22 protein-coding genes are annotated in these 19,421 nt (G+C 35.1%); 2 read left to right on the top strand and 20 right to left on the bottom strand.

What is annotated here, in order from left to right:
- Window positions 1-55 precede the first annotated feature (55 nt).
- Window positions 56-949, bottom strand: coding sequence for a YitT family protein (locus BN3004_RS04740; RefSeq protein ID WP_082244089.1), 894 nt, complete (start codon window positions 947-949; stop codon window positions 56-58).
- Between the two features lie 217 nt (window positions 950-1,166).
- Here BN3004_RS04740 and rbr point away from each other — a divergent pair, with 217 nt between their 5' ends.
- Complete coding sequence (gene rbr / locus BN3004_RS04735) at window positions 1,167-1,748, top strand: rubrerythrin (RefSeq protein WP_058260069.1); 582 nt, start codon at window positions 1,167-1,169, stop codon at window positions 1,746-1,748.
- Window positions 1,749-1,908: 160 nt separating this feature from the next.
- On the opposite strand, the gene BN3004_RS04730 is transcribed toward rbr, so the two are convergent.
- From BN3004_RS04730 to BN3004_RS04710, 5 genes are all read right to left on the bottom strand, one after another.
- Window positions 1,909-3,249: an MATE family efflux transporter gene (locus BN3004_RS04730; RefSeq protein WP_058260068.1), complete on the bottom strand. Its 1,341-nt coding sequence runs from the start codon at window positions 3,247-3,249 to the stop codon at window positions 1,909-1,911.
- A gap of 265 nt (window positions 3,250-3,514) precedes the next feature.
- A complete protein-coding gene (locus BN3004_RS04725) occupies window positions 3,515-3,946 on the bottom strand; it encodes a PPC domain-containing DNA-binding protein (protein WP_058260067.1) in 432 nt (143 codons plus the stop codon).
- 9 nt (window positions 3,947-3,955) lie between these two features.
- Window positions 3,956-6,160, bottom strand: coding sequence for a DUF3160 domain-containing protein (locus BN3004_RS04720; protein ID WP_058260066.1), 2,205 nt, complete (start codon window positions 6,158-6,160; stop codon window positions 3,956-3,958).
- A complete protein-coding gene (locus BN3004_RS04715; RefSeq protein WP_058260065.1) occupies window positions 6,157-6,795 on the bottom strand; it encodes a hypothetical protein in 639 nt (212 codons plus the stop codon). The genes BN3004_RS04720 and BN3004_RS04715 overlap by 4 nt, the downstream gene beginning before the upstream one ends.
- Entirely contained in the window at window positions 6,795-7,292 is a 498-nt protein-coding gene (locus tag BN3004_RS04710) for a prolyl-tRNA synthetase associated domain-containing protein (protein WP_058260064.1), read from the bottom strand. The genes BN3004_RS04715 and BN3004_RS04710 overlap by 1 nt, the downstream gene beginning before the upstream one ends.
- A 120-nt stretch (window positions 7,293-7,412) precedes the next feature.
- Here BN3004_RS04710 and BN3004_RS04705 point away from each other — a divergent pair, with 120 nt between their 5' ends.
- Window positions 7,413-8,744, top strand: coding sequence for a DUF2254 domain-containing protein (locus BN3004_RS04705; RefSeq protein WP_058260063.1), 1,332 nt, complete (start codon window positions 7,413-7,415; stop codon window positions 8,742-8,744).
- 53 nt (window positions 8,745-8,797) lie between these two features.
- On the opposite strand, the gene BN3004_RS04700 is transcribed toward BN3004_RS04705, so the two are convergent.
- The 14 genes from BN3004_RS04700 to BN3004_RS04645 all read right to left on the bottom strand — a co-directional run bounded on the left by BN3004_RS04700 (window position 8,798) and on the right by BN3004_RS04645 (window position 19,346).
- Window positions 8,798-11,329, bottom strand: a complete 2,532-nt coding sequence (locus BN3004_RS04700; protein WP_058260062.1) for a stalk domain-containing protein — start codon at window positions 11,327-11,329, stop codon at window positions 8,798-8,800.
- Between the two features lie 260 nt (window positions 11,330-11,589).
- Window positions 11,590-12,024: a GNAT family N-acetyltransferase gene (locus BN3004_RS04695; protein WP_058260061.1), complete on the bottom strand. Its 435-nt coding sequence runs from the start codon at window positions 12,022-12,024 to the stop codon at window positions 11,590-11,592.
- A 123-nt stretch (window positions 12,025-12,147) separates the two neighbouring features.
- The gene (locus tag BN3004_RS04690; protein ID WP_058260060.1) at window positions 12,148-12,450 is read right to left on the bottom strand and encodes a DUF3784 domain-containing protein; all 303 of its coding nucleotides are present in this window, start codon (window positions 12,448-12,450) and stop codon (window positions 12,148-12,150) included.
- A gap of 267 nt (window positions 12,451-12,717) precedes the next feature.
- Window positions 12,718-13,233, bottom strand: coding sequence for a cation transporter dimerization domain-containing protein (locus BN3004_RS04685; protein WP_082244087.1), 516 nt, complete (start codon window positions 13,231-13,233; stop codon window positions 12,718-12,720).
- A gap of 232 nt (window positions 13,234-13,465) precedes the next feature.
- A complete protein-coding gene (locus tag BN3004_RS04680; protein WP_242854195.1) occupies window positions 13,466-14,191 on the bottom strand; it encodes a hypothetical protein in 726 nt (241 codons plus the stop codon).
- A gap of 121 nt (window positions 14,192-14,312) precedes the next feature.
- A complete protein-coding gene (locus BN3004_RS08390) occupies window positions 14,313-14,510 on the bottom strand; it encodes a hypothetical protein (protein ID WP_196792484.1) in 198 nt (65 codons plus the stop codon).
- A gap of 27 nt (window positions 14,511-14,537) precedes the next feature.
- Complete coding sequence (locus BN3004_RS04675) at window positions 14,538-14,969, bottom strand: SMI1/KNR4 family protein (protein WP_148344909.1); 432 nt, start codon at window positions 14,967-14,969, stop codon at window positions 14,538-14,540.
- A 49-nt stretch (window positions 14,970-15,018) separates the two neighbouring features.
- Window positions 15,019-15,552 (bottom strand): SMI1/KNR4 family protein, encoded by a 534-nt coding sequence (locus BN3004_RS04670; RefSeq protein WP_242854194.1) that lies wholly within the window; start codon window positions 15,550-15,552, stop codon window positions 15,019-15,021.
- Complete coding sequence (locus tag BN3004_RS04665) at window positions 15,542-15,817, bottom strand: DUF2695 domain-containing protein (RefSeq protein ID WP_196792483.1); 276 nt, start codon at window positions 15,815-15,817, stop codon at window positions 15,542-15,544. Before BN3004_RS04665 ends, BN3004_RS04670 begins: the two co-directional genes overlap by 11 nt.
- Window positions 15,818-16,008: 191 nt before the next feature.
- Complete coding sequence (locus tag BN3004_RS08385; RefSeq protein WP_155995277.1) at window positions 16,009-16,176, bottom strand: hypothetical protein; 168 nt, start codon at window positions 16,174-16,176, stop codon at window positions 16,009-16,011.
- 28 nt (window positions 16,177-16,204) lie between these two features.
- On the bottom strand, window positions 16,205-17,443 hold the full coding sequence (locus BN3004_RS04660; protein ID WP_058260057.1) for a DUF695 domain-containing protein: 1,239 nt from the start codon (window positions 17,441-17,443) through the stop codon (window positions 16,205-16,207).
- A 138-nt stretch (window positions 17,444-17,581) separates the two neighbouring features.
- Entirely contained in the window at window positions 17,582-18,250 is a 669-nt protein-coding gene (locus BN3004_RS04655) for a DUF4304 domain-containing protein (RefSeq protein ID WP_242854193.1), read from the bottom strand.
- A 4-nt stretch (window positions 18,251-18,254) separates the two neighbouring features.
- A complete protein-coding gene (locus BN3004_RS04650; RefSeq protein WP_058260056.1) occupies window positions 18,255-18,500 on the bottom strand; it encodes an immunity 17 family protein in 246 nt (81 codons plus the stop codon).
- Between the two features lie 9 nt (window positions 18,501-18,509).
- Complete coding sequence (locus BN3004_RS04645) at window positions 18,510-19,346, bottom strand: DUF4261 domain-containing protein (RefSeq protein ID WP_058260055.1); 837 nt, start codon at window positions 19,344-19,346, stop codon at window positions 18,510-18,512.
- Window positions 19,347-19,421 lie beyond the last annotated feature (75 nt).

Here is a 19,421-nt window from a genome sequence, read left to right as displayed (position 1 = left end):
TTATAGCATAAAAAAACTGAACTATCTACTAGCTCAGTCTTAATATGATATTTACTTATATAAATCTTCTCCACTTTTCACCAAGTATTTCGTTCGCGCTGCTTGTTACTACAAAGGCTGTTGGATCTGCGTCGTTAACGAACTCCTTTAGTCTAATGTACTCACGAGTCGAAACTGCTGTTTGAATCAAAACATTATCCTTCTTTGAGTAAGCGCCCTTATACGGAATAAGGTTTGCGGATCTATCAAGGTCTTCTATGATAAACTTTGATACAAGGTCGACCTCTTTAGTATTGATGTAGCAAAGCTTACTTGTGTTAAGACCGCTTATAGTGATGCTTACAACAGCGCCATTGATTATAACGCCCATAACTGAATATAAAAATATATTCATACCAAAAGCAGATCCAGCAAATATACTAACAACAAGGTCTGCAATAACACAGCCTATACCTAAATCAAGACCCAAGTACTTTTGCATAATCTTGGCGATGATATCTGTTCCGCCTGTCGATGTATATTGATTAAGCACCATACCAACGCCTATGCCTTGAATAATCATGCCTAGAGTGATTATTAAGAACAAGTCATCTGATAATGGCTTTGGATTTGGAAATATTATTTCAAATAGCCATACTAAACCTGATAAAGCAAGTGTCACGACTATAGTCCTAGTACCAAAGTCCTTACCTATAAATATAAAGCCCATAATAAATAGAATGATGTTTACTAAGATAAATAGTGGTCCAACGCCTAGTGGTATGTAGTGACTTAGGACGATGGCTATACCTGAGGCGCCTCCTGATGTTAAATTGGATGGAACCAAGAAGAAATGTATAGCACTGGCAACAAGTGTTATGCCGATGATGATGAGCGCTATCTCCTTCCAATTGTACTTATGTTTTATCTTATCCTTATTTAAATTTTGTACTTCATTAGTTATGTTCATAGTTTACCCCTTTTCTATAAATATTTTCTATAATAAATTTACAAAATATGAAATTAATTATACCACAAGAATCGCTTTGGTTCAAGCATTTTTACGTCTATTTACTATAATATTTATATGGATTCACCCATAAGCTTTTCTTTACAAAAAAATATATTTGATATATAATATATTTACATAAAGTTCTTAAATTAATTATATTGAAAGGAGAGGTATTATGAAATTAAAAGACGCAAGAACATCTAACAATCTTATGAAGGCTTTCATCAATGAATGCCAAGCATCAATGAGGTACTCTTACTATGCTAAACAAGCCAAAGAAGATGGATATGTTCAAATACAAAAAATCTTCGAAGAAACATCTCAAAATGAGGCTGAGCATGCTAAGAGATTCTACAAATTCTTAAGGGATGAAATGCAAGGTGAAGAAATCAAAATCACTAATACATACCCTGTAGTTTTTGATAAAACATTAGAAAACTTAAAGGCAGCTGCAGAAGATGAAAACTATGAAGCGACAAAACTTTACCCAGACTTTTCTAAAGAAGCAGAAAAAGAAGGTTTTAAGGAAATAGCTAAAGTTTTCCAAGAAATATCAGAAGTTGAAATGGCTCATCACAATAGATACAAAAAACTTGTTGAAAATATTGAAGCAGGTAAAGTATTTAAGAGAGATGAAGTTTATATTTGGAAATGTTTAAACTGCGGTTACCTGCATGAAGGCAAAACACCACCAAAGAAATGTCCTGCATGTGATCACCCAATGGACTTCTTCGAAATCTTCGTAGAAAATTATTAAAATTTACTTAAAAAAATATGATGTAGATCTACTTGGTCTACATCATATTTTTTATGCGTTAAGTATTTATTTGCATTAATTTTTTTGATTTGCTCTAATTTTTTAATCGTGCTAATATTTTTGCTTCGATCCGATTTTCTATTTGCAATTTTATTCTGTTCTAAATTTTCTTTTCAACCCATTTGCCTTGCTTAAATCTTATACTCATAAAGATTAATCTTGAGAATTGGTCTGAGAAAACGCCCAGCCATATACCCACAAGGCCAAGGTGAAATACATTAACTAAGACATAAGTAACTAATGTACGTATGATACTAACACTTACTATGGATGCGATAAGTGTGTACTTCACATCGCCCGCCGCTCTTAAGCAGCCGCCATAAATGATTTGCGAGATTTGGCAAATGACTATGACTGTTATGAAGCGACCAATCATTACGCCGTAATTAATAACTGCTTCGTCTTGGAAGAAGGCGCCAAAAATGTATTTGCCGAAGAACAACAATATCGCGGATAAAACTAATGATATAACGAAGCCAACCTTTTGACAAGTCTTGCCGTAAGTCACAGCGTCGTCATACTTCTTCGCGCCAAGTGCCTCGCCTGATAATGCAACGGCTGCGACCTGCATACCATCAGCAAAGGCAAAGCCTATGCTTAGTACATTCATACCGACATTATGTGCCGCGAACTGATCAGTTCCTAATGACGCCGCCATAAGCGCTGTAGTTAAGAATCCAATTCTCATTGCAAGGTTCTCAACAAACATATTTAGTCCAAGCTTCATTATGCTTTCAAAGGAATCTAAGCTTGGTTTGATTTTATATTTAATTATGAAAGGTATTCTTACATATGAATCCGCCTTGAATAAAGACCTAATACTCATAACGCTCGCAACAAAGGTGCCAAGCACAGTCGCTATCGCCGCTCCTCTTACGCCCATAGCTGGAAAACCAAGTTTACCATTAATAAGTATGTAGTTAAAGCAAATATTTACTATACTTGATACTAAATTTGTTGTGAAGGCAATCTTGGTGTTACCGCTACCTCTTTGAGCCGCGTTTATAACTATGCTTATGATGTTAAAAATGCAAAATCCCATGATGATGTTGAAGTACTCTATAGCATAATCATGTGTATCTGACTTACTTCCAGCTAGCTTAAGTATTTGCTCTGAAAATGTCACCATCACTGTCGATATTATTACACATAAAATTATGGCAACGACAAAGGCAGTCACTAAGACTTCGTTCGCTGAACGTCTGTCCTCCTCGCCTTTTCTCCTCGCGACAAGGGCTGAGACAGCTATACTTATCGAGAAGAATATAGCGAGGCCTATAAACTTAGGCTGCGTCGTTAAGCCAACAGCCGAGATCGCATAAGTACCTAGGTTTGATACCATGTAAGTATCGATGATGCCCGCTAGGGCTATGAATACACTCTCAAGTACCGATGGCCACGCGACTTTAAAAACTCTTTTCAAAAATTCTTTATCTTGCAATTAATCACTTCCATATCTCTTTCATATCTATATCTCTTGTAAAAACATTTTAAACTATTATAACACATTTTTTACACTCATTCAAGGCAATGGGAATATTTATTTAGATAAGCGAAAGATTGCTCTCGTGCAGCTTGCTAAAAGAGCTACACGGCTTGTCACTTGTAATTTACTTTTACTTTGTATATCACTTTCATCACAAATAAAAAGCAAGCCCAAGCTAATGGACTTGCCTTATATAATTTTCTTATACTGTATATTGATTTTATATATCGATAATCTTAATGCCTGTCTCATCATCGATTTTTCTTTGATAAGCGTTTTCGCACTCATCGATGCGTAGCTCGCATGTGCCGCTTATGATGCACTTATTTAGATGACCACCGACAGTTATGCCAGCGCCTTGTGCTAGACCATCTGAAATCATTATGTGAAGGTGTATATACGCATCGCCCGCGTCTTGAGTGATATTGCCAATTAAAGAAAGAATTTCAAATTCGCCTTCGTATTTATTTTTGATATACTCTCTATTCTTAACGCTATAAACACCAAGCTCTACTTCTGATGAGGCGCCTATACCTGTTATAGTTCCCGCCTTTATATCAGTATCTTTGATAAACTCATTTAGCTTATCTAAAACTTCTTCGCCTCTATCGATTCTAACGATATATGATGCGCCGTCTTTGATGTATCTCATAAATTCCTCCTAATAGTAGCTTTTTATTTCACTATATAATTGTTTTTCAAAGAATGGATATACTTCTTTGCCTTTCTTCTCGTCTGCCGGCATGTAGAAGTTTGACAACATTTCCTTGAAATCATCATTTGTAAGTCTGTCTTCAGAATAGAATTCGTAGTAGTTCATAACTGGTCCAGTTCCCACAAAATATTTACCATCCAGTCTATATATAGCTTTCATGAATGAGAAGCTACCTGAACCTACTTCTAAGAATGAGCCTTCTGGTTTACCCACAGTGTTTGATCCAATCCTTTGTATGTCAGCAATGTTTGCTGTGTCTCTATCTGATGCTGATATCTCATATTCATTGTTGACTTCATCTTTATTGAATGCTATGAAGATGTTTTCCATCTCTCCACCGATAACACTAAGTCTGTCATTGTCTTCGTCAGATGTTGTTTCATCTCTAAGCTCCTTAATGCTTACCTCTATAAAGAAGTCAAGCATATCATCGAAGTCCTTTAGCCTAGCCTTTTGATCATTGTTAAGTAAGGAGTACTTTTCATCTGCATCCATTGTCTTTTCTACTAAGTACTTAACTCTTCTATATAAGTTAACATTCGGTTCAACGTAGTGCTTTATGATACTAGGCTCGCTGCCACCCATTTCCGCGCCATATTGCTTTGCGTATAAAATTGTGTCGTGCTTTAATTGTGCCCACGATGCAAGCGCAGTGTTTAAGTCCTTGTACTTCCACTTCTCACTTCTCATAAAGTCAGGGTAACCTTCGCCATATTCCTCATTAAAGGCCTTTAGAACCCACAGCCATGTTCTATAGATGTTTGCCTTTTCTTCTTCATCTGTTCTTGCGTCAACCATTGCCTTTGTTTCTTCGTACTTTTCTTCAAACTTATCCCATTTCAAATTGTCTTCATTAGTAAGAGTAAGTCTCTCAGCAAGGCTATTGCCAAGAAGTGCCATAAGGTCAACACCTGAAGCAACTGGTCTCTTGCTCATACGATCAGTGTCGACTAAGTTTTGTAGCCATGTATTATCAACAACAGCTCTTTGTGGCAAGAAAGCAAAAACTTTTCCTGAGTCTGGCTTAATCTTAGGTCCTTCTTTTTGACTAATCATGTCCGCAACGTGATTTATGACCTTTTCATCAAGTATGGCTTCAACTGTATTTTCCTTAGTCGCTTCACTAATGCTCTTGTATAGGTCAATAGGAGTGATGTCTTCAGTGTTTTCAACTAAGAAGCTAATTGGCTTATATATGTCTTGCCATAATTTAAAACTTGTCTCGTCCTTAAGCATATGTCTTGAGACAAGTATCGCTTGCTTAAGAGCATCTAGATTTATTGATCTATCTGAATTTTCTAAGCGAACTAGCTCTTGTGAATAAAGCATATTTACTTTGAAGTACTTCTTTAAGTTTTCGTTCTTAGTGTAATTGCCACGCACCTTAAATTGTGAGTAATCAATGTCATTGCCTGTTATGTTCGATACAGCATTTCCTTCTGATTTGATATTCTTAAGCTCATCATCAGCTAAGGCCCTTACTTCACTAGGCACTTCTCCATCGTAGTTTGCTTCAAGCAAGTCAACCGCACATAAGAATAGCGCTGCATTTCTCATAAGGACGTCTTTTTCATCGCCCTTTGCTTCTTTGTAATCAAGAAGAGCGTTGTCCAAGCAATTCTTTGATAGAGCCATAAGCTTTTGCTTCAATGAATTTTGTTCCATTTCCTCCATCATACCAAGGTAGATGATGTGGTATAGGTGCACAACCGAATCAGTAGTAACGAATGAGTTCCTTCCAAGGTATTGATTGTTTTCATATATTCCGAACGGCTGCTTCATAACACTGTAGTCAACTTTGAAATAACCAGAGTTCTTAATCTCTTGAACTGTTTTTTCAATGCTTTCAGGATCATCGTAGGGGTCAAAGCCATATACCTCGCTAGAGTCCTTTACATCGTAAGGTTTAACATTTGCTTCAATCTCAATGTCTTCAAAGTCCTTTACTTCTTCAACATCCAATAGCTTTTCCGCATCATAGCCAAGCAAAGCATTTAAGCCCGCTTCGCCTACTTCATTTTTTTCTTCTTTACTAGTCTCTTTACCTTCTTCTTTTTTATTATCGTCTCCGCCCATCTTATTAAATGGCAAAGAGCATGCGCTTAAGCTCATCACCAACACTAAAATTATTGCTAATAATCTCTTTTTCATTTTAGATCAATACCCTCCTTTGAAAAATTAATTTCCTTCATTATATTTATACCCTCTATATATAGTTTTTTGTCCTTCAATAATTTTGTCGGGCGAAAATCTATTTTTCTAGTCGCGATACGCTCAATAAGCATATCATACTGCTTATAGACACCGATTGAGTAAACCCCTTTATATTTCTCAATCGAAACGACTTCATCAAAACCATCGCCATCAATATCAAAAAGAATAAAATCATACATAGGATTAATGAGCCTCGAGCAGCGAAACTTTGGCTTCAAATCCAAGTCAACTACTTTGTATAAAAACACGCGCTTCGACGGCGTCCTGTGCCACGGGGCTATCGAGTAAACGCCAAAGGCGATGTCAAAATTGTTCTCGTCGTTGACTCTGCCTAGGTCCACCTTATAGATGTTTAGCTTGTACTTGCCCTCAAAAGTCTTCGTCTTAGATCTGCCATCTTTAGTAAAAGTGACTTTATTATAAAACCTTGCAAATATTGGCTTAGATAAAGTCATCTCTACTTCGCCAAGCTCCTCGTCTATAACAGTGTAGCTATGAGTTGTCTCTATGCGTGATATGGCTAGAAACACTAGCAATAGTACAATCGCTAGCGCAAGTGATTTCTTCTTCATTATTTATTTAGGTCTACAAAATGAACTTCGTAGCCCATATTTTTTAACATCTTAAACAAATCTTCAGTCTTGAAGAAAAGCGTCTGTGTATTAATATTTGGGTGAAAAGTCATTATCTCTTCTTTTAATATAGCGTTGTCAAAGTAGAATTGAACTTCTTTTTCCTCGTCGTTAACTAGGCCAAATGGCGAGACAACCCCCGCTTCATTGCCAAGCTTATTAAATAAAGTCTCTTCCGACGCCATCTTTACTCTTTTTTCACCGACAAGCTCCGCAAATTCCTTCATGTCAAGTCTGTCCTTGTCGTCCATGACAAGCATGTAGAAGCGTCTCTTCTTTTGATCCGTCATAAACATAGTTTTAGTCCTGCATCCAATTTTGCCCTCAATAAACTTGTCAGCGTCTTCAGTCGTTACTGCTGGTGGATGCTTAACAATCTCATAAACAACGCCATTGTCCTCAAGAAGCTTAATTGCGTCTTCGTATTTGTTCTTCATATCATCCCCTCCATTATACTTACATTTTATCACAATCAAGCGCAAAAATCAATTAACAAAGTTTAAGTCTTTAAATTTAGTCTTGATATGTGCTATAATATATGAAAGGATGGTGACAAGATGAAGAACAAAATTAAATTATTTTTCTATAACAACAGACGGTGGATATACTGTCTTGAATATATATTTTATTCAATAATTCTGCTTGCGATAGTAACTTACATAGACAGCAGCTACTCAGGCCTTACACAACACATACCACGCGTGATGCTATCGAGCGTCGAGCTTGCAAAGACAGTGCTTTCATCACTTGTTTCTGCTCTGTTAACAATAACTACTTTTACATTCTCGACCATACTAGCAGTTTTCACTCTATATCATAACTCTTTCACACCGAGGAGCGTTGAAAACTTTTTAGATAAGAAAATCACAATGAAGGTCTTAGGTATATTCATAGGCGGCTTCGTCTACTGCCTTGTGAGCCTTAACTTTATGAAGGCCGGTCAAGATCAAAGACTTGTTATTGCCGGTACCATAGGCGTCATCTACGCTATATGGGGTGCGATCTACTTCGTTATCTTCGTGCAAAACGTTTTATCAGGCGTTAACTATGCCAATCTACTTGAAGATATCGCAGATAAAACTGATAAACTTATTGAGAAAGAGCTTGAAGATCGTGATTTTGAACTGCTTGATAAAGAAGAGTGGACTATGAAGGATAAAAGGCTTGCCGCTCACAAATCAGGCTACCTAGAAATTATTGACATAGATAAGATTAAAAAACTAATTGAAGACGAGGACATAGTCTTCACTATAGAAGCATCAAAAGGCGATTTCGTTGCTCAAAACGAAACGCTTGGCTACTTTAGTCATGATAGCTTGGATGATAAAACTCTAGAAAAAATTCAAAAGCAATTTATTTTTAGCGAAAGAAGAATCGCCGAAGAAGATTATAAGGAAGGCATTAGAAAGATAGTAGAGATAGCAACGCGTGCTCTATCACCTGGTACAAACGATCCAAACACAGCTATACACTGCATAAGAAAGCTGTCGATACTTTTATCTCATCTTGCTAAAGTCAACTCGAACCACCACTACATCAAAACCGATGGCAAGGCAAGGATATACTACACAAGTAAATCCTTCAAGGAGCTACTTATCGAGCATACTCATCCCTTGTTCACTTATGGCGATAGTGATGCGAGCGTTTTAAGAGCCATATTCAAAGGCTTACTTGTCATCAAAGTAGCTGCTAGCGATAAGAATAAAAAGGTCGTTATGGATTTAGCCGAGGACCTATATCAATCAGCAGTCGATAATTTCAAAAGAGAAAGTGATTTAAGTCTCTTCATGGAAGTTTATCAAGAGATAATGACTGAATCAAAGGAAGAAAAAGAAATAGAGAAAGAAGAAAAAGAAAAAGAGCTACAAGAGCTCATAGAAGATAAATAGTGAATATAATCAATACATGAGGCTAGTCAAAATTATGACTAGCCTCTTACTTATTACTTCGTATTAAAATTTCTAATTATAGTCACTCGCCTATTGACCTCGTCCCAAAGAATGTCTTTGCGGTCCTTAAGGCCAAGTGCCCTTACGATGTTCGCTATAGGAAGCATGATTCTGTTCTTACGCATCTCAGGCTTAACATCGCTTGTGTATTTAATGCCATTGACAATGATAAAATTGCTATCGACAGGTATTTCTACTCTTAGACCAATGTCCATGATGACAGCCGTTCTCGTCTCACTTAGCCAAGCTACTTTGTAGCCCAAAGCTTCAGCTACGTATCTTAGTGGAAGCATTGTTCTGCCGCCCTTGATATATGGCTTTGTGTCCATTGCTTTAAGAGTGCGAACGCCATTATTCACTTTGTCAAGCATTTCAGAGCCTATAGTGATCAAAACTTTTGACTCTTTTTGCTTTTCTTCTTTATCCTTGTCAATAGTTTTGACCTCATCTTCATTATTTTCTTCTTCATGATAATAGTCTCTTCTATGTCTTCTCTTTTGATCTTCTCTTTCAGCTTTATCATATATTTCAGGCTCGATATATGGAGCAATTTCTCTAAATATAGGGAAAATGCTTACCTCGCCATCCGGCATAATGAATTGGCCCTTAGTAATAGGAAGCAATTTGCCACTTGCATCGCTAACACTAAGGCTCACAAGTTCATATCCGTAATTTGCTATGGCACGAACAGTAACTTTGTCGCCCGCTTTTGCTTCACTTGGATCAATAATCACCTCTCCATATGGTGATGGAGTGATGTTTATAGTGTGTTTTTGATTTGGTTTATCTGGATTTGGTTTGTCTTGCCAAATGGCTTTTATAATAGTTGCTTCATCTATTTTAATTGATTCTTGTGGCTTATATTCTTTGTTATCTATTTGCCATGCCTTAAACACTTGTTCATCAGGTGCAGTAAAATCACAAGTAGGAAGAACATATTCTGTTCCTTTTTCTACACTTTCTTCTTTAGTCTCATTTGTACCATTGTTTGCTACTAAAGTCACTTTGATAGTTTCAATAGGCTTATCTCGCCAAGTTGCTGTTATTTCTGTATCTTCATTAATTGTTATTACATCACCGACAGCTTTTTCTTTACCATTAACGTTCCAAGCTTTAAACTCTTTATTTTCTGGTGCTTCAAATATACATTCAGGTAGTTTGTATGTCGAGCCTTTAACAAAATCTATTTGATTCATCGAGCCTTTACCTTCACCTGAATCAAAGCTTACACTTACCATAATATCTTTCCATAGAGCTGTTATTTCTGTGTCAGCGTCAATAGTAATTTCTTCACCGACAGCTTTTTCTTTACCATTAACGCTCCAAGCTTTAAATTCTTTATTAGCTGGCGCCTCAAATGTACATTTAGGTAAATTATATGTCGAGCCTTTAACAAACTCTTCTGCTTCCATTGTGCCTTTACCTTCACCTGCATCAAAGCTTACTTCGTACTTTACTTTTTCTCTATTGACTATTAAAGTATATTCACTTGTATTCTTTTCATCTTCTGAAGTTACTGTAATTTTAAAAATATTTTCCCCATCATTTAATTCAAGCTTTTCTGTTTTATATCCATTACTTTCTTCAACTAAAACAATAGCCTTATCATTTAATGTAGCAGATATAGTTTGCTTGCTTTCACCAAATTGGAAGTATACATATGCCTCACTATAATCATCACTTAAATCTACCGAATAAGTTTTTTGCTCCTTATTAAATACTAGTTTTGATTTTTGATTTTTCCAAACCTCATCTTCTAAGCCATATAGTATTATATTTCTAAGATTACTATCACTAACTTCGCTATCTTTAAAAATTGGCTTAACTGTGAGATTATGATTTGCCATCCTTAATTCAGTAGGCGTTTTATTTGGCTCCTTTATAATATCGTTACCTTGTTCTAATTCTATAATTTTGTCGTCTTCAACTTTGACCCATTTATCAAACACCTTGCCGCGCAAAAAACTTTTAATTGCAGTAATAGTTACCATGTCGCCTTCATACGCTTCGTAAAACTCCGCTGAACCACTAGTTACACTTAACTTATGAATATTTCCAACACCAGGTTTATTTATACTGACTCTATATTCAGAGTAAACATCTTTGTTAACTGTAACAGATAGTACTGATGTTCCTGGTAGGATTGTTACAATATCTCCGTTATCATTAGCGTCAATATTATATATATCTCCATTGCATATTGCTTTTAATTCTTGTTCATCTGAATTCTTTTTTATACTGAATTGAATCTTTTCATATTTAGGATCCAAAGATAATTTATAATTTTTTATGTCAGAATTAAATTCAGTGATAAATTCCTTTTGCCCTTCTCCCTCGATATATACAACTGCAGTAAGTCTAACCTCTTCCCATTTATTACCGTCATACACCCTAGCACGTATATCTTTTATTTTATTTGTTTCAAGCTCTGCTTCTGCTTTAACTACTCCTAAATTCATAGGCAAAATACCTATAAATAAAACTAAAATCATTAGCATCGAAATAATTCTTCTAAGCTCCTTCATTATATCCCCCTCCATAAAATTACTATGCCTTTGGCAATCAAAACCATAAGCATTAAAAAAAGTGCTACTTGCAAGCTTCGCAATAGCACTAAAATAAACCCACCTTTGAGTGGATTGCATCCTTATTGAATTGAGCTCTGTCTAATAACATATTAAAGCCTCTCGTCAACTATATTCTATACTTTAATAATATAACATATAGCTCTTTATGTCAATATCTTTTCGCTAAATTAGATAAATTTATTTTATCCATATAAATATCACTCATAATATATTCTCATAAAAACATAATCATTTTCGACAGTATCCGACATTTTAAAGCCAAGTTTCGTCCAAAATTTTTGTGCTCGTTTATTATTTACGTGCACAGGCAATGACACTCTCTTCGCATTAAACTCGCGCTTAAAATAATCAAGACATAAGCTTGCTGCCTCACTTCCATAGCCTCTGCCTCTATGCGCCTCATCAATTACAAAATTTATTATTTGATAATTGTCTTCGCCGTAATAAATCGAAATAAAGCCAATCACTTGTCCATCCCTATTTATGGCAAAGCATTCGCTCTCATCTTTATATAAATAGGCTTCAGCAATTGAGTAGACAACATCATCAACATAATCATTGTTTTCAACAGAAGATTTTATTTGTACACAAGAAGAAAAATTGTCTTCGTTAATTAATTCAAGTTTTAACATCCTTCCCTCCTTTAAATATATTAATAGCCCACAAGCACTTAAACTAAGAAGCACAGCCTGTGAGTCTAATAAAGTAAATTGTATTCGTCATCTCGTGCGAGTAAAAATCTAAATCTATTCGCGTTATTTATTTTTTGAATAGTGTGAACTAAGCAAAGCTGTTACTATAGTGCCTAGGATAATGCTTAACAATACAAGCAATATAGCTGCACCTTCTTTGATAATCTCTTTGAATATCAATATCGATTCAGCTAATAGTAAAAAGCCTAGTAATAGTAATGATAGTCCAGTCACTTTAGCTAAATTATCTTTATAAACATTTGAATTTTCTTTGTGCCCTGCTAATAGCTCTACCAACTTAAACTTCCATAGCATTGAGCCAAGAATTACAAGTGTAAGCCCAGCTATTAACGATGCATAAGCCATAATAAAACTCCAAATCTATTGTAAAAATTATTTAAGATTTTTCTTGTTAATAATTTATAAATTTGCAATCTTCTAATATTTATGAGTATTTTCTAAAGTTCTTTTATTTACTATTACTTGCCTAACTATTTGCAGTTTTACTATATGTGAATCTTTATATTCATTACTATTTATAATCCAATCATAAATAGGGAATAAATAGAAAGGCTCACAATCAATGTTAAAATTTGTTCTATATCTTTTGTCCCCAATTATAAATTCAGACTCTTATAAATCAATATCTGGAACAATTTGAATTTTGTAATCAGGATAAAGTTTAGAAATTTCTTCTTCAATAACTTTTAATGCTTCATCTCTCTCCACATCAAAACTCAATATAACATCAAATCTAATACTTTTATCAATTTTGTCTACATAAAATCCATGAATTTGGAGGGCCCAATCGTGATTCATAATCTTTCTCTCAATTGTCCTTCTAATTTCTCCAGCTTCCTTGTCCCTTGTGTTGTAGGAATAAACACCTAGAGCGATCACGATAATACCAGTTTTTTTATAGATTTTGTATTGTATTTTTCTTGTAAGTTTATCTACTTCATCAACATCCATATAGTCTGGAAGCTCAACATGAAGAGAGCAGTAATATTTGTTAGGACCATAATTAAAAAGTGCAATGTCATATACTCCAATTACAGGGTCTTCTTCTTTTACTAAGTCTTTAATCTTTTTCACCATTTCTGGATTGGATCTATGACCAATTAAATCATCAATAGTAGAAAGAATCATTTCTATTCCAGCTTTAATCTCAGTAACCTCTCTTGGTATTCAATATTTATAATACGGCTATCATGTAAACTTAGAGGAATATTGCTTTCTCTATTTCTTATTAATTCCTTGCTCATAGTAACCTCATGAATTCAAATTTTTCTTCCTGAATTTTTTTATATGCTTTCATAAGCTTTTCCTTATCTGTCTTATTCATAAGAATCCCCTCTTCAAGCTTATTCCTCATTGCTCTTCAATCTCTACAAACTTGAAAATTCTTTATCAAATGATAAGTATCCTTAAATCTCAGACCCCAAATCTTTCTATCTCTTGTAATTTCATCATAAATATCTTCAAGTGTAGACGCCGGTGATAGTGTTCCTAAAATATAAACTTCTAATTCAACTTGCCCTATTTTTTCTATTTTATCTAATAGAACTCCCAAATCTTTATGATTGAACCAACAATCTGTACTAAGACAATATGATGTGTTCTGTTTAGTACACGCAATTTGACTGTTTAAGAAATCGTCCATATCGGGTTTCTCTTTTTTTAATAAACGGGTACAAGCTAAATTGTATTCTAACTTTCTCGGTCTTTCATCTACTGATGAAACGAAACAAACTCCATATTCATTATCAAACTTTATTACAACAACATCTCCCGTATTAAAGTACGGCACTCGTTTTATCTTACCTTTTGGCACTTTTACGGGTTTGAGATTTTCACGCTGTAATTGAATTGCTAATTTATCTAAAACCTTTTGTCTTTGTTTCAATGCTTTGCTGTCGATTTCACGCCAAAATTCGTTAGCACCTTTTTCAATCACTTCTAAAGCTCTGTTTTTTATCTCATCGGGCAAATGTCCTATTTTCCATAAAGAATAGGCAAGGGAAGTCCAGTAAATCTCTACGTAAAAATCATTAGAGCAATAAATTTTTTCGTCTACCAGCATTTCCGCTATAATTTTTTTCTGCACTTACTCCGTCCTTATAGTTTTCTACAACATAGTTGTAAATATCATATCCGTCATCACTGTCTATTATCTTTACACCGTCTATTGCCATAGAAATACACTCACTTTCATTCCAATTTATAATTTATCTACCAAACATTGTTTCAAGCCATTTTTTTGCATTTTCAGAATTGCCGTCTATGGGCGTTGTATGATTGTTTGTAAAAGCTTCCCACTGCCAGTCCTCACCACCTACACAGCCTATTTTTGTGTACTCTTCCAAAAATTCTACAAACGAATTTGCCATAACATAACCATGTAAATCGCTTCCATCATGGCTCAAATATACGATTTTTCCATAGGTCTCTTCTTATAAATCAATAGCCAATAAATCACCATTTTCTACATCCTGAAATGCCAATTTGTTGTGAAAAATCTTGTCATATGGGTTGTTATAGTCAGGATAACAAACATCAATCCAATCTTTTCTGCTTTCTTCCCAAATAGCAATGAGGTCAATACCGAAGTGTAAAGAACCCGCAAATATTCCCGCTAACTCATCCGGCAAGGCTAAAAGTTCTTTATCTTCACTGTAAAGACTCCAGAAAAACTCTATGTGAGAAGATATATTCATAAGTGCCCAGCGAAAATCCTCCGGCAGCTCATAGCCTAATTCTTTTTCAATGTTTGAAATCTCTTTTTCTGTTGCAACTTCCTTACAGATAATTTTGCTCGTATATCCGCCTAATTCATCGACTCTATCTTTAAAGCAGGTGAGTCTCTCCAATATTTTCTCTTTCATGGCACAAATCCTTTTCCCTTCATAAAACCGGTTTTTTTAGATTCAAGACTTACCTTGAACACAATTTTCCTTCAGATACAAGCATAGTAATAAACTCCTCAAAGCTATTAGCAAGAACTTGAATCTCATAATCATATTCTTGAAAGCATACTGATACTTTTGGTTCCCCCTCGTTGCCACAGTCTCTATAATCTAAATAAATCATATCATGTCCACCGGATTCTGTATCTGCAATAATAATTCCTATATCCCGTGGATATTCCCATTCTGTAAACCAGAATTCATTGCCATATTCCCCAAATATGGAATGGCTTTTTTTGCTTCCTATACCAAAGAAACCTGTAATACCAATTTCTTCTACTTCATTTCCTTTGGCGTATTCGTTTATCCAATAGTTTTTTATCGGTTTCCCACCATTTTGAATTTTCATCAGTTCAATATACGATTCCGGCAGCCTATATCCGAGCTTACTTTCGGTCGTAGAAACCATTTCGTCTGTCAAAGTTTTTTCGACATAGTTTTCAGTAAAATATTCATGTTGATGCCAAAAATTTTCTAAATTTATTTCTTTTTTATTCTTCAAACTTTTCCTCCACATTAAAAATCACTTCGCAATCGCAGCCGGCACCATTTTCTTCCAAAAATTCTATTACCTTTTCACTTTCTATATTTTTAGCTTTCAGGAACTCATTTGTTAAAGAAAAATCGTGCTTACATTCTATTGTTTCTGATTTATCATCGAGGTAATCAAATAATTCATAAAATAGCGGTCTCTCCATGGGCAAGCTATCTTCAAATTCTTTTTCCTGAGCTTTTTTATATTCATCTATAAGTTTTTTATTCTTCATTCGTTCCACCTTATTCAAACAAATATTTTATCAGTATTTTTCTCTGAGAATATAATCTCCTGAATATAACCATACAGATGAACCATCATCCTTCTTATATTCTTCCCAGAACTTAATATCATCCGTTTCATTATCAATAACTATACGATATGAAGAAAATCCGCCTCGCCCATCAATAGGAGGCATACGCTCTAGTTGATACTTTTTACCATGCCAATTTGTTGTTCTTTTAGCAAGCGTAGCCAATCTAACGCCTTATCCAACTGTTTTAGATTAGTTAAGCGTTCTTTTTCCTCATTTTTTAGGGAAACTATAACTAATTCTCTCTCTTTTTCTAATATATTTATTGCGTACTCCATACTTTACCCTTTACTATAAATGCCTAAGCTACTTCACAGCAATACAACCCCAACCATCATAGACCCCGTCATATTCTTCTGCCAAATCCATGAGATACCAGACAATTTCATCGATATTCTCAAAATCATCTTCTCTTCCGACCACAAGTTGATATGGATATTCCGTATCATAAGCTTCGCTGTCATCATTACTTTCCGATTCAAGTTTTTGAAACCCTTTTTCTATCACTTTCGTTAGAAATGCTTTTCTTTGTTCTTCGGTCTTAAAGTACAGACAATGCTCAAGAATTCTTGGTACCAAGCTGTCGCCATCATCTTTTATTGCCTCGATGAGCCTCATATTCATAATACTTTGGTATTCATAGTTGTCAGGATAAAGTCCTTTAAAATACATTTCCCAGTCCTTATCTTCAACTGCTGCCAATGTGTATACATAATCAGGGAAGTTTTCTGATATCATCTCAGATATTTCATCTGCATAACCCGACTCATTCTTAGCATAGGCAAAGATATGTACACGCTCGTCGCATTTCACTACGCCTGCCAAAATATCTCCATGTTTTTCAATAATCTCTAACACGGCGTCTTCTACCGGATATAAATATTCCCCTTCTTCTCTTGTAGGAAATCCGTAGTCATCAGCATTCTTATATAATATTTGTAATCGTAGTCTTTTAGGGTAGTTAGAAGTTGACTCGAAGTTCATAAGAGCTAAATTGAGCCTAATCACAGCTGGCAAATCGCAGGCAAATGCTCTGCATAAATAAATGCCCCAATCTTCATCAATTTCGGCAGTTTCTTGAGTTATAACCCTCTCAGTAGCCGCATTTACGCTTTGCTTTCTTTTTTCCGCTTCTTCTTTACATTCTTTTACGACTGCCAAAGCATCCTCATCCTCAGGATCAAGCTCCGCCCAGCGCATTGCATAGGGAATAGCTTTTTCTTCCTCATCTGCTAAATACTGATACCCATATGTCATACGCATATTCCATTCTGCTTTGTCTTTACCCTCTGCTCTAACTGAATTTAAAGTGTCTATGGATTTTAACAACATCTTATCACCAATGAAATTAGGAGTTCCTTTATCATCGTCACCGATAACAGCGAAGTTTTGATATGCACGAGCAAGCTGATAACATACCTTATAATCTCTTTCTCCGATTGAAATACTTTTCAATGCATCTATACATTCCGTATACTTATCTTCGTCTGTAAGCTTGTCTATATACGCAAAAAATTCTTTCCTGTTTTCTTTTTGATATTTCATAATTACTCCTTATTATCTCATTTTTAATCTATTTTCTTTTCCGAAAAATCCATCTATAATTTCATTTGTAAGATGAAAGTTGTATGTTTTGTTATTATACTTTTTCCATCGTTTTTATCCTTTTCCCATTAATAAATTTTATTTTTCTATTTCAATACCATTCAGATATGCGAATTTAATCATAATTGCTCCAGAAAATTCGGAATAACTCAAACTAATATTTTCTGTAGGTATACTTTTTAATGATTCATAAAAGCTGATATACCTACTTTTCATTTTATTTTCCTTGAGAAATTTATTGAAATACTGCTGTGCTTTATTTTTCCCAGCAAAATAGTACATATAGTATAACAAACTAGCTGATGTACAACTTCCTTCTAAAATTCTATCAATATTGGCTTGAGTGTTCTCAAAATAATCAAAAATTGGAATAATATGTATTTTAATAAGCTTGCTTACTTCTTCCACAGTACATTTATAGCTTGCACCTGCAAGTTGCCACCACTCATGCGGTTTTCCTGAACTTAACGAGCCTAAATCCCCGCCATATATAAGTCCATGATTGATACCAACCTTTTTTATGGATTTGGAGTAAATACCAATATGCGGAATAAATTTTACGCTATATTCGCAATTGTACCTGCTTGCCTGAAAGTATATTTCAAAAATAATATCTTTATTTTTAGCAACTCTCTTTAATTTTTGGCCTTTAGCAAGCACCTTAAAATCAGGGAATTTACTTGCTATTTCTTGCCATGCTTCTTCACATAATTTTCTGGGTTCCATTTCTTTATTATTGCCTTTCACTCATTTATCTTTTATCTAACATTAAAAGCACAACACCGCAAATCGCAAGTATAAGCCCACATATACCTATGAAAACTCTGTAACCTTTCTCGCCCCACACTTCAAAGATAAAGGCATGGCGTGCCTTGTCCCCTCCTGTTGCTTGATACACCCATTTCCAGTCTCTTATCGCACCTATTAAAAATAATAGTCCGCCTGCTATCAACACATATTGATAATGTGCTTTTAAAAATTCAAATACTCCGTCCATATTGTTTCTCTATTTCCTCCACCAAGATTTCTTTGTTTCTGCTTCATAGGTAATTTTCAATGTGTCTTGCTCCGGAAGAGCAATGCCTCTGCTTAATGTGATTTTATGCTTGTCTTTTTTTGAAAGCCCTATGGTCTCACCATCCTGTAGGTCTGCATCCGTAAGGAGTATGTATGATACGATTGAAGATATAAACTCCATTAGCTTCCCCGGAATTTCATCTGCATCTATTATCTCAAGTTCATACTTTCCAAACACGTCCATTCCATAAGTGTATGCGGATATTCCCTTGTCAGTTTGATAAAGACCGAACCATATCCAGTTAAAAATAGGCAATGCCTGTTCTTTAATCATTTGAGCGGAGTCGATATAATAATTTGGTTCAAAGACCACTCCGCTTGTAAATACGCCTATGGCATTTTCCTGCATGCTGCAAGCTGACACAATCTCAGTATAAATAAGTCCTCTTTCTTTTATATCTTCTCCATCACCTAAAACAGCAACGACAATATGTGCCTTATGGCTTTTGGTAACCTCTACCGCTTCCCTCCACATATAATTATTGGAAGCATTGATTTCCGCCTCTTCGTTTGGCACGGGAGCCTGGAATTTACTGATAACCACCCGATATCCATTGATATCTGTAACAATTGTATCGTCAGCTTCATCTGTTAAATCTTCACTTGGAATTTCAATGTTCCACTCATCTCTAAGATCTTTTATCAGTTTATTCTTATCCCAACAATCCTCTGAAAGCAGAACGCTTCCACAAAATTTTCCTATGCTATCGCTATTCAAAACTTCCACCTCCACCGCTACATAAAATTTATCTAAAATATCTTCCACTCTACAAATTTATGATTTATCTTTTCTCATTTCTTCCCATCTTATTGACCTAAAGGTCAATGCAGCCCTCACTCA

The sequence above is a fragment of the Fenollaria timonensis genome (assembly GCF_001457835.1).
In the GTDB taxonomy this organism is placed as follows: Bacteria; Bacillota; Clostridia; order Tissierellales; family Peptoniphilaceae; genus Fenollaria; species Fenollaria timonensis.
This window is presented reverse-complemented; position numbering and strand designations above follow the sequence as displayed.

Bases quoted from the DNA above. Each gene is read 5' to 3' on its own strand.
- BN3004_RS04740 (WP_082244089.1), bottom strand. From the start codon at position 949: ATGAACATAACTAATGAAGTACAAAATTTAAATAAGGATAAGATAAAA.
- rbr (WP_058260069.1), top strand. From the start codon at position 1,167: ATGAAATTAAAAGACGCAAGAACATCTAACAATCTTATGAAGGCTTTC.
- BN3004_RS04725 (WP_058260067.1), bottom strand. From the start codon at position 3,946: ATGAGATACATCAAAGACGGCGCATCATATATCGTTAGAATCGATAGA.
- BN3004_RS04720 (WP_058260066.1), bottom strand. From the start codon at position 6,160: ATGAAAAAGAGATTATTAGCAATAATTTTAGTGTTGGTGATGAGCTTA.
- BN3004_RS04715 (WP_058260065.1), bottom strand. From the start codon at position 6,795: ATGAAGAAGAAATCACTTGCGCTAGCGATTGTACTATTGCTAGTGTTT.
- BN3004_RS04710 (WP_058260064.1), bottom strand. From the start codon at position 7,292: ATGAAGAACAAATACGAAGACGCAATTAAGCTTCTTGAGGACAATGGC.
- BN3004_RS04705 (WP_058260063.1), top strand. From the start codon at position 7,413: ATGAAGAACAAAATTAAATTATTTTTCTATAACAACAGACGGTGGATA.
- BN3004_RS04700 (WP_058260062.1), bottom strand. From the start codon at position 11,329: ATGAAGGAGCTTAGAAGAATTATTTCGATGCTAATGATTTTAGTTTTA.
- BN3004_RS04695 (WP_058260061.1), bottom strand. From the start codon at position 12,024: ATGTTAAAACTTGAATTAATTAACGAAGACAATTTTTCTTCTTGTGTA.
- BN3004_RS04690 (WP_058260060.1), bottom strand. From the start codon at position 12,450: ATGGCTTATGCATCGTTAATAGCTGGGCTTACACTTGTAATTCTTGGC.
- BN3004_RS04685 (WP_082244087.1), bottom strand. From the start codon at position 13,233: ATGATTCTTTCTACTATTGATGATTTAATTGGTCATAGATCCAATCCA.
- BN3004_RS04675 (WP_148344909.1), bottom strand. From the start codon at position 14,969: ATGAAAGAGAAAATATTGGAGAGACTCACCTGCTTTAAAGATAGAGTC.
- BN3004_RS04665 (WP_196792483.1), bottom strand. From the start codon at position 15,817: ATGAAGAATAAAAAACTTATAGATGAATATAAAAAAGCTCAGGAAAAA.
- BN3004_RS08385 (WP_155995277.1), bottom strand. From the start codon at position 16,176: ATGGAGTACGCAATAAATATATTAGAAAAAGAGAGAGAATTAGTTATA.
- BN3004_RS04660 (WP_058260057.1), bottom strand. From the start codon at position 17,443: ATGAAATATCAAAAAGAAAACAGGAAAGAATTTTTTGCGTATATAGAC.
- BN3004_RS04650 (WP_058260056.1), bottom strand. From the start codon at position 18,500: ATGGACGGAGTATTTGAATTTTTAAAAGCACATTATCAATATGTGTTG.